The sequence below is a fragment of the Streptomyces sp. SID14478 genome (assembly GCF_010548525.1).
Taxonomy (GTDB): Bacteria; Actinomycetota; Actinomycetes; order Streptomycetales; family Streptomycetaceae; genus Streptomyces.
This window is the reverse complement of record NZ_JAAGMG010000035.1, coordinates 19,676-28,874: the sequence shown is the minus strand read 5'-3', so window position 1 is coordinate 28,874 and position 9,199 is coordinate 19,676. Positions and strand designations below refer to the sequence as shown.

Below are 9,199 nucleotides of genomic sequence, written 5' to 3'. Positions count from 1 at the left end.
ACCGACCCGCGCGCGCGGGAGGAGGTCGCCGCCGCCTGGGGCGTGGCCGCACTGCCGCACCGCCACGGGCGCGACACCGGCCAGATCGTGGAGGCCGCGGCCAACGGCGAGCTGCGTGCCCTTGTGGTGGCGGGCGTCGAGGTCGCCGACCTGCCGGACCCGGCACGCGCGCGTGAAGCCCTTCACGAGGTCGGGTTCCTGGTCTCCCTGGAGCAGCGGCCCAGCGAGGTCACCGCGCACGCGGACGTCGTGCTCCCGGTGGCCGCGGTCGCCGAGAAGGCCGGCACCTTCCTCAACTGGGAGGGGCGGGCCCGGATGTTCGAGGCCGCGCTCAAGCCCGAGCAGATGACGCGCCGAGTCGCGCCCACGGACGCGCGCGTGCTGCAGATGGTGGCCGACGCGATGGACGTCCACCTGGGGCTGCCCGACCTGCACGCCGCACGCGGCGAGTTGGACCGGCTCGGCAACTGGGACGGTCCGCACGCTTCCGGGCCCCTGGAGTCCGGCGCGCAGCTGCCGCGCCCCGCCGCCGGGGAGGCCGTTCTCGCCGGGCACCGGATGCTGCTCGACCAGGGCCGCCTCCAGGAGGGCGACGACGCGCTCGCCGGGACGCGGCATGCGGCCCACGCGCGCGTGTCCGCCGCCACGGCCGCCGAGGTGGGCGTCAAGCACGGCGACGTACTGGCCGTCACCGGTCCCGCGGGCCCGGTCGAACTGCCCCTGCAGGTCGTGGAGATGCCGGACCGCGTGGTGTGGCTGCCGCTCAACTCCGCGGGCGGGGGCGTCGCTTCGGACACCGGTGCCGTCCCCGGCGACCTGGTGAAGATCGGCCCGGCGCTCGCCGCGGCCCCGGAGGTGCAGTCATGAGTTCCACGGGAGTGAGTCCACTCGCCCTCGAAGACCTGTCGATGTTCGGCACCGACCCGTGGTGGCTGGTCGTCGTCAAGGCGGTCTTCTGCTTCGCCTTCTTGATGGTGACGGTCCTGTTCTCCATCGTGTGGGAGCGCAAGGTCGTCGCCTGGATGCAGCTGCGCATCGGCCCGAACCGGCACGGCCCCTGGGGCATGCTCCAGTCGCTCGCTGACGGCATCAAGCTGATGCTCAAGGAAGACCTGATCGTCAAGCGCGCGGACAAGGTGGTCTACATCCTTGCTCCGGTCGTCGCCGCGATCCCGGCCTTCATGGCGATCGCCGTGATCCCGTTCGGCCCGTCCGGCAACGAGATCTCGATCTTCGGGCACCGTACGGCGATGCAGCTCACGGACCTGCCGATCGCGATGCTCTACATCCTCGCGGTCGCCTCCGTCGGCATCTACGGCATCGTGCTCGCCGGCTGGTCGTCCGGGTCGACGTACCCGCTGCTCGGCGGCCTGCGGTCGTGCGCGCAGATGATCTCGTACGAGATCGCGATGGGCGCCGCGTTCGCCTCGGTGTTCCTGTACTCGGGCTCGATGTCGACCTCGGAGATCGTCGCCCAGCAGCACGACCGCTGGTACATCGTGCTGCTGCCCGTGTCGTTCCTGATCTACATCGTGACGATGGTCGGCGAGACGAACCGCGCCCCGTTCGACATGCCGGAGTCCGAGGGCGACCTCGTCGGCGGCTTCAACACCGAGTACTCGTCCATCAAGTTCGCGATGTTCATGCTCGCCGAGTACGTGAACATGGTGACGGTCTCCGCGGTGTCCGTGACGCTCTTCCTGGGCGGCTGGCGCGCACCGTGGCCCGTCTCCACGTTCTGGGAGGGCGCGAACCACGGCTGGTGGCCGATGCTCTGGTTCGTCATCAAGGTCCAACTGCTGCTGTTCTTCTTCATCTGGCTGCGCGGCACGCTGCCACGCGTGCGCTACGACCAGCTGATGAAGCTCGGCTGGAAGGTCCTCATCCCGGTCTCCGTGGTGTGGCTGATGCTCGTGGCGACCGTGCGGACCCTGCGCAACGAGGACTACGACTTCGCCTCCATCGCCCTGTACGTGGGCGGGGCCATCCTCGTGATCCTGCTCCTGTCGTTCGTCGTGGACATCTTCCGCGACCGGGGAGGCAAGGACCCGGCGGCAGCGGAGGAACCCGCGGCCTTCGACCCGATGGCCGGCGGGTTCCCCGTGCCGCCGCTGCCCGGACAGACGCTGCCGCCCGTCCCGCGACGACGCTCGCGCCAGGAGCGGGAGTTGATTGTCAGTGGCGGCCCCGATACTGCGAGTGACGAATCACTTGGCGGATCTCGTGACGGAAAGGAGGCGTCCGATGGCTGACGAGAACGGGAACGAGAGCGAGAAGGACACCAAGCCGGGGTTCATGAACCCCGTGGCCGGCTTCGGCGTGACCTTCAAGGCCATGTTCAAGAAGCGGCTGACCGAGCAGTACCCGGAGCAGCAGAAGACCACCGCTCCCCGCTTCCACGGCAGGCACCAGCTCAACCGCCATCCGGACGGCCTGGAGAAGTGCGTCGGCTGCGAGCTGTGCGCATGGGCCTGCCCGGCGGACGCCATCTACGTGGAGGGCGCGGACAACACCGAGGAGGAGCGCTACTCCCCGGGCGAGCGGTACGGCCGCGTCTACCAGATCAACTACGCCCGCTGCATCCTGTGCGGCCTGTGCATCGAGGCGTGCCCCACGCGCGCGCTGACGATGACCAACGAGTTCGAGCTGGCCGACAGCAGCCGGGCCAACCTGATCTACACCAAGGAGCAGCTGCTCGCCGGCCTGGAGGAAGGCATGGTCGAGTCGCCGCACTCGATCTTCCCCGGGACGGACGAGCAGGACTACTACCGGGGTCTGGTCACCGAGGCCGCCCCCGGCACCGTTCCCCAAGTGGCCGTCTCCAAGGGCGAGAAGCCGGCCGAGACGGCAGAGGCCGAGGGGGCGGAGGCATGACAGAGCTCGCCGCGTACTCCACCTCCACCGGTGAGGCCTTCCAGTTCTGGGTCCTCGGCACGGTCGCCGTCATCGGCGCCCTGTGCACGATCCTGATGCGCAAGGCCGTGCACAGCGCCCTGTGCCTGGCCGGGACGATGATCATCCTCGCGGTGTTCTACCTGGCCAACGGCGCGTACTTCCTGGGCATCGTGCAGATCGTCGTCTACACGGGCGCGATCATGATGCTGTTCCTCTTCGTGGTCATGCTCGTCGGTGTCACCGCCGCGGACTCCCTCGCGGAGACCATCAAGGGGCAGCGCTGGCTGGCCGCCCTGTGCGGGCTCGGCTTCGGCATCCTGCTGGTCGCGGGTATCGCGAACGCGTCGCTGAAGGAGTTCAACGGTCTCGGCAAGGCGAATGCCAACGGGAACGTGGAGGGCCTTGCGACCCTCATCTTCACCAAGTACGTCTTCGCCTTCGAGATCACGGGCGCCCTGCTGATCACCGCCACGATCGGCGCGATGGTGCTCACGCACCGCGAGCGCACCGAACGGGCCAAGACGCAGCGGGAGCTGTCCGAGGAGCGCGTCCGCGACGGCAAGCACCTGCCGCCGCTGCCCGCCCCGGGTGTCTACGCCCGGCACAACGCGGTGGACATCGCGGGCCTGCTGCCCGACGGCACCCCCTCGGAGCTCACGGTCATGCAGACGCTGCGCGAGCGCGGCCAGATCCGGGACGTCTCCGGTGAGGCGCTGAGCGACCTCAAGGCCCTGGAGCAGCGCTCGGCCGACCGTCTGGGACGTTCAGAGGAGGCGTCGAAGTGAACCCGGTCAACTACCTGTATCTCGCCTGCCTGTTGTTCACGATCGGCGCCACTGGCGTGCTCATCAGGCGGAACGCGATCGTGGTCTTCATGTGCATCGAGCTGATGCTGAACGCGTGCAACCTCGCGTTCGTGGCGTTCTCCCGGATGCACGGCAACCTCGACGGCCAGATCATCGCGTTCTTCACGATGGTCGTCGCCGCCGCGGAGGTCGTCGTCGGGCTCGCGATCATCGTGTCGCTGTTCCGTTCGCGCCACTCGGCCTCGGTCGACGACGCCAGCCTGATGAAGCTGTAAGGGGTCGCAACCAGTGGAGAACTTGATTGCGCTGCTGGTAGCGGCGCCACTGCTCGGAGCGGCCGTACTGCTGTGCGGCGGGCGGGCGTTGGACCGGGTGGGCCACCTGCTCGGCACGCTGCTCGCGGCCGTCTCCTTCGTCATCGCCTGCGTGCTCTTCTCCGACATGCTCGGCAAGGCCCCGGAGGACCGCACGTTCGGCCAGCACCTGTTCAGCTGGATCCCCGTCGAGGGCTTCCAGGCGGACGTCTCCTTCCAGCTGGACCAGCTGTCGATGACGTTCGTGCTGCTGATCTCCGGTGTGGGCACGCTGATCCACATCTACTCGATCGGGTACATGGAGCACGACGAACGGCGCCGCCGCTTCTTCGGCTACCTGAACCTGTTCGTCGCGGCGATGCTCCTCTTGGTCATCGCCGACAACTACCTGCTGCTGTACGTCGGTTGGGAGGGCGTGGGCCTCGCCTCGTACCTCCTCATCGGTTTCTGGCAGCACAAGCCGAGCGCGGCCACGGCGGCCAAGAAGGCGTTCCTGGTCAACAGGGTCGGCGACATGGGGCTCTCCATCGCCATCATGTTGATGTTCACGACCTTCGGGACGTTCGCCTTCAAGCCGGTGCTCGACAGCGTCGGTGACACGTCCGAGGGCAAGCTCACCGCGATCGGCCTGATGCTGCTGCTCGCCGCGTGCGGCAAGTCGGCGCAGGTCCCGCTGCAGTCCTGGCTCGGCGACGCGATGGAGGGCCCGACCCCGGTCTCGGCCCTCATCCACGCCGCGACCATGGTGACCGCGGGCGTCTACCTGATCGTGCGGTCCGGGGCGATCTTCAACGGCGCGCCGGACGCGCAGCTCGTCGTCACCATCGTCGGTGCGGTCACGCTGATGTTCGGTGCGATCGTCGGTTGCGCGAAGGACGACATCAAGAAGGCCCTCGCCGGCTCGACGATGTCGCAGATCGGCTACATGGTCCTCGCCGCGGGCCTCGGCCCCATCGGGTACGTCTTCGCGATCATGCACCTGGTGACGCACGGCTTCTTCAAGGCCGGGCTCTTCCTCGGCGCCGGTTCGGTCATGCACGGCATGAACGACGAGGTGGACATGAGGAAGTACGGCGCGCTGCGCAAGTACATGCCGGTCACCTTCGTGACGTTCGGCCTCGGGTACCTCGCCATCATCGGCTTCCCGGGCCTGTCCGGCTTCTTCTCGAAGGACAAGATCATCGAGGCGGCGTTCGCGAAGGGCGGGACGGAAGGCTGGATCCTCGGCTCCGTCGCCCTCCTCGGCGCGGCCATCACGGCGTTCTACATGACCCGCGTGATGATCATGACCTTCTTCGGCGAGAAGCGCTGGCAGCCCGACGCCGAGGGGCAGGAGCCGCACCCGCACGAGTCGCCCTCGTCCATGACGCTCCCGATGATCGTGCTCGCCGTGGGCTCGGTCTTCGCGGGTGGCTTCTTCTCGATCGGCGACCGCTTCCTGCACTGGCTGGAGCCGATCACCGGGCACGACCACGGTGACGCCCCGATCAGTGCGGGCGTGGTCACCGGCGCCACGATGGTGGCCCTGGTCATCGGCGTGGGCATCGCCTGGCTCCAGTACGGGCGCCGCGAGGTCCCGGCCGTCGCCCCGCGCGGTTCGCTGGTCACCCGGGCCGCACGCCGCGACCTGCTCCAGGACGACTTCAACCACGTCGTCCTCGTACGCGGCGGCGAGCACCTGACGCGCTCGCTCGTCTACGTCGACCACACCCTGGTCGACGGGGTGGTCAACGGGACGGCGGCTTCCGTGGGCGGCCTCTCCGGCCGGCTGCGCAAGCTACAGAACGGCTACGTGCGCTCGTACGCCGTCTCGATGTTCGGCGGTGCGGCGGTCATCGTCGCCGCGACCCTGCTGATGAGGGCGGTCTGATACCGATGTCCTTTCCTCTGCTGACAGCGACGGCGGTGCTCCCGGCCGTGGGCGCGATCGCCACGGCCGCAGTGCCGGCGAAGCAGCGCACCGCGGCCAAGTGGCTCGCGCTGCTCTTCTCGCTCGCGACGCTGGTGTGCGCGGCGGTGGTCGCGGTCCGCTTCGACCCGGACGGCGACCGCTATCAACTGACCGAATCCCACTCCTGGATCAAGGACTTCGGGGTCCGTTACGAACTGGGTGTGGACGGCATCGGGCTGGCGCTCCTCGCGCTGACCGCGCTGCTGATCCCGTTCGTGATCCTCGCGGGCTGGCACGACGCCGACCCGCAGGAGACCGGGAACACGCGGTGGCGGCCGACGCAGGGCTTCTTCGCCCTGATCCTGCTGGTCGAGGCGATGGTGATCATCTCCTTCGAGGCCACCGACGTCTTCCTCTTCTACATCTTCTTCGAAGCCATGCTCATCCCGATGTACTTCCTCATCGGCGGCTTCGGCGACCGCGCGGGCCCGCACGGCGAGAAGGAGGCGGCCACCCAACGCTCGTACGCGGCGGTCAAGTTCCTCCTCTACAACCTCGTCGGCGGTCTCATCATGCTGGCGGCCGTCATCGGTCTCTACGTGGTCGCGGGGAACTTCTCGCTCCAGGAGATCGCGCAGGCGCGGGCCAGCGGCTCGCTCGACATGGCGACCAGCACCGAGCGGTGGCTCTTCCTCGGGTTCTTCTTCGCCTTCGCGGTGAAGGCCCCGCTGTGGCCGCTGCACACGTGGCTGCCGAACGCGATGGGCGAGGCCACCACCCCGGTCGCCGTACTGATCACGGCAGTCGTCGACAAGGTCGGCACCTTCGCGATGCTCCGCTTCTGCCTCCAGCTGTTCCCGGAGGCGAGCAAGTGGGCGACGCCGGTCATCCTCGTGCTGGCGCTCATCAGCATCGTCTACGGAGCGCTCCTCGCGGTCGGCCAGCGCGACATCAAGCGCCTGGTGGCGTACGCGTCGATCTCGCACTTCGGCTTCATCATCATGGGCATCTTCGCGATGACCAGCCAGGGCCAGTCCGGCGCGACGCTCTACATGGTCAACCACGGTATTTCGACAGCCGCGTTGATGCTCGTCGCCGGGTTCCTGATCTCGCGGCGCGGATCGCGGCTCATCGCGGACTACGGGGGCGTGCAGAAGGTCGCCCCGGTGCTCGCCGGTACGTTCCTGATCGGCGGTCTGGCCACGCTGTCGCTGCCGGGGCTCGCGCCCTTCGTGAGTGAATTCCTGGTCCTGGTCGGCACGTTCACGCGCTACCCGGTGATTGGCATCATCGCCACCTTCGGCATCGTCCTCGCCGCGCTCTACACGCTGGTCCTCTACCAGCGCACCATGACCGGCCCGGTGAAGCCCTCGACCGAGGGCATCGCCGACCTGCGGGTGCGCGAGCTGGCGGTGGTGGTCCCGCTGATCGGCGTACTGATCTTCCTGGGTGTCTACCCGAAGCCGCTCACCGAGCTGGTGAACCCGGCGGTCAAGCACACCATGTCCGACGTCCAGAAGAAGGACCCGAAGCCGGAAGTGGAGGCGGCCCACAAGTGAGTGCATCAGCCGTCCACAGCCTGTGGACAACTGCCGCCGATCCGATCTCCAAGATCGACGCACCCAAGATCGAATACGGGCAATTGTCGCCCACCTTGATCGTTATCGGTGCCGCCGTCCTGGGGGTCCTGGTCGAGGCGTTCGTGCCCCGCAAGTCCCGTTACTACGTGCAGGTGTTCCTGGCCGTCGTCGCGCTCGCGGCCGCCTTCGCGGCCGTCGTGGCACTGGCGGCCGGCGGGTACGGCACCACCAAGGCGCACATCGCGGCCATGGGCGCGATCGCCGTCGACGGCCCGGCACTCTTCCTGCAGGGGACCATCCTGCTGGCCGGGCTGGTCGCGATCTTCACCTTCGCCGAGCGCAGGCTCGACCCGGAGGCGCACGGCAACCGCATCGACTCGTTCGCCGCACAGGCCGCGTCCGTGCCCGGCACCGACAGCGAGAAGGCCGCGGTGAAGGCCGGGTTCACCACCACCGAGGTGTTCCCGCTCGCGCTCTTCGCGATCGGCGGCATGCTGGTCTTCCCGGCGGCCAACGACCTGCTGACGCTGTTCGTCGCCCTGGAAGTCTTCTCGCTCCCGCTGTACCTGCTGTGCGCCCTGGCCCGCCGCAAGCGGATCATGTCGCAGGAGGCGGCGGTCAAGTACTTCCTGCTCGGCGCCTTCGCCTCGGCCTTCACCCTGTTCGGCATCGCGCTCCTGTACGGCTACGCGGGCTCCGTCTCGTACGCCACGATCGCGGACGTCGCCGACGGTGCGGTCCAGAGCATCGACCCCGCCCTCGCGGGCACCATGGGCAACGACGCGCTGCTGCTCATCGGCATGGCGCTCGTCGTCATGGGGCTGCTGTTCAAGGTCGGCGCCGTCCCGTTCCACATGTGGACGCCGGACGTCTACCAGGGCGCCCCGACGCCGGTGACGGGATTCATGGCGGCGGCGACGAAGGTGGCCGCCTTCGGCGCGCTGCTGCGGCTCCTGTACGTGGTCCTGCCGGGCCTGCGCTGGGACTGGCGGCCGGTCATGTGGGCCGTCGCCATCGTCACGATGCTGGCCGGCGCGATCGTCGCGATCACGCAGACCGACATCAAGCGGCTCCTCGCGTACTCCTCGATCGCGCACGCCGGCTTCATCCTGGCCGGTGTCATCGCCACGACCCCCGACGGCGTCTCGTCGGTCCTCTTCTACCTGGGCGCGTACTCCTTCGTCACGATCGGCGCCTTCGCCGTGGTGACGCTGGTGCGCGACGCGGGCGGCGAGGCGACGCACCTGTCGAAGTGGGCGGGGCTCGGCCGCAGGTCCCCGCTGGTCGCGGCGGTCTTCGCGGTCTTCCTGCTCGCCTTCGCCGGCATCCCGCTGACCTCCGGGTTCGCGGGGAAGTTCGCCGTGTTCAAGGCGGCGGCCGAGGGCGGTGCGGGCGCGCTCGTCGTGGTCGGTGTGATCTCGTCGGCCATCGCCGCGTTCTTCTACATCCGGGTGATCGTCCTCATGTTCTTCAGCGAGCCGAAGGCGGACGGGCCGACCGTCGCCGTGCCGTCGCCGCTGACCATGACGACGATCGCGGTGGGCGTCGCCGTCACCATCGTGCTCGGCCTCGCGCCGCAGTACTTCCTGGACCTGGCGAGCCAGGCCGGAGTGTTCGTGCGGTAGCGCCGACGCGTCCGTCGGAAGCCCGGTCCCGGGGTGGGGGCCGGGCTTTCGCCGTCTGAACCCCCAGCCTGTGGATAACTTCGGGGGC

8 protein-coding genes are annotated in these 9,199 nt (G+C 68.6%); all 8 read left to right on the top strand.

Annotation, left to right across the window (positions count from 1 at the left end; genetic code table 11):
• Positions 1 to 867, top strand: an 867-nt coding sequence (locus tag G3I40_RS01270) for a molybdopterin-dependent oxidoreductase (protein ID WP_164300273.1), incomplete at its 5' end; no start/stop codon positions are given.
• Between the two features lie 11 nt (positions 868 to 878).
• A complete protein-coding gene (nuoH, locus tag G3I40_RS01265) occupies positions 879 to 2,252 on the top strand; it encodes an NADH-quinone oxidoreductase subunit NuoH (RefSeq protein ID WP_164300274.1) in 1,374 nt (457 codons plus the stop codon).
• Positions 2,245 to 2,874, top strand: a complete 630-nt coding sequence (gene nuoI, locus G3I40_RS01260) for an NADH-quinone oxidoreductase subunit NuoI (RefSeq protein WP_164300272.1) — start codon at positions 2,245 to 2,247, stop codon at positions 2,872 to 2,874. Before nuoH ends, nuoI begins: the two co-directional genes overlap by 8 nt.
• Positions 2,871 to 3,680 carry an NADH-quinone oxidoreductase subunit J gene (locus G3I40_RS01255; RefSeq protein WP_164300271.1) on the top strand — a complete coding sequence of 270 codons (810 nt, stop codon included), beginning with the start codon at positions 2,871 to 2,873 and terminating at the stop codon, positions 3,678 to 3,680. The genes nuoI and G3I40_RS01255 overlap by 4 nt, the downstream gene beginning before the upstream one ends.
• The gene (gene nuoK, locus G3I40_RS01250) at positions 3,677 to 3,976 is read left to right on the top strand and encodes an NADH-quinone oxidoreductase subunit NuoK (RefSeq protein ID WP_111663767.1); all 300 of its coding nucleotides are present in this window, start codon (positions 3,677 to 3,679) and stop codon (positions 3,974 to 3,976) included. The genes G3I40_RS01255 and nuoK overlap by 4 nt, the downstream gene beginning before the upstream one ends.
• A 13-nt stretch (positions 3,977 to 3,989) precedes the next feature.
• Positions 3,990 to 5,885, top strand: coding sequence for an NADH-quinone oxidoreductase subunit L (nuoL, locus tag G3I40_RS01245; protein WP_164300270.1), 1,896 nt, complete (start codon positions 3,990 to 3,992; stop codon positions 5,883 to 5,885).
• Positions 5,886 to 5,890: 5 nt separating this feature from the next.
• Positions 5,891 to 7,465 carry an NADH-quinone oxidoreductase subunit M gene (locus G3I40_RS01240; protein ID WP_164300269.1) on the top strand — a complete coding sequence of 525 codons (1,575 nt, stop codon included), beginning with the start codon at positions 5,891 to 5,893 and terminating at the stop codon, positions 7,463 to 7,465.
• The gene (gene nuoN, locus G3I40_RS01235) at positions 7,462 to 9,111 is read left to right on the top strand and encodes an NADH-quinone oxidoreductase subunit NuoN (protein WP_164300268.1); all 1,650 of its coding nucleotides are present in this window, start codon (positions 7,462 to 7,464) and stop codon (positions 9,109 to 9,111) included. The genes G3I40_RS01240 and nuoN overlap by 4 nt, the downstream gene beginning before the upstream one ends.
• The last annotated feature ends 88 nt before the right edge of the window (positions 9,112 to 9,199 follow it).

Coding starts and splice junctions, on each gene's coding strand:
- nuoI (WP_164300272.1), top strand. CDS start 2,245: ATGGCTGACGAGAACGGGAACGAGAGCGAGAAGGACACCAAGCCGGGG.
- G3I40_RS01255 (WP_164300271.1), top strand. CDS start 2,871: ATGACAGAGCTCGCCGCGTACTCCACCTCCACCGGTGAGGCCTTCCAG.
- G3I40_RS01240 (WP_164300269.1), top strand. CDS start 5,891: ATGTCCTTTCCTCTGCTGACAGCGACGGCGGTGCTCCCGGCCGTGGGC.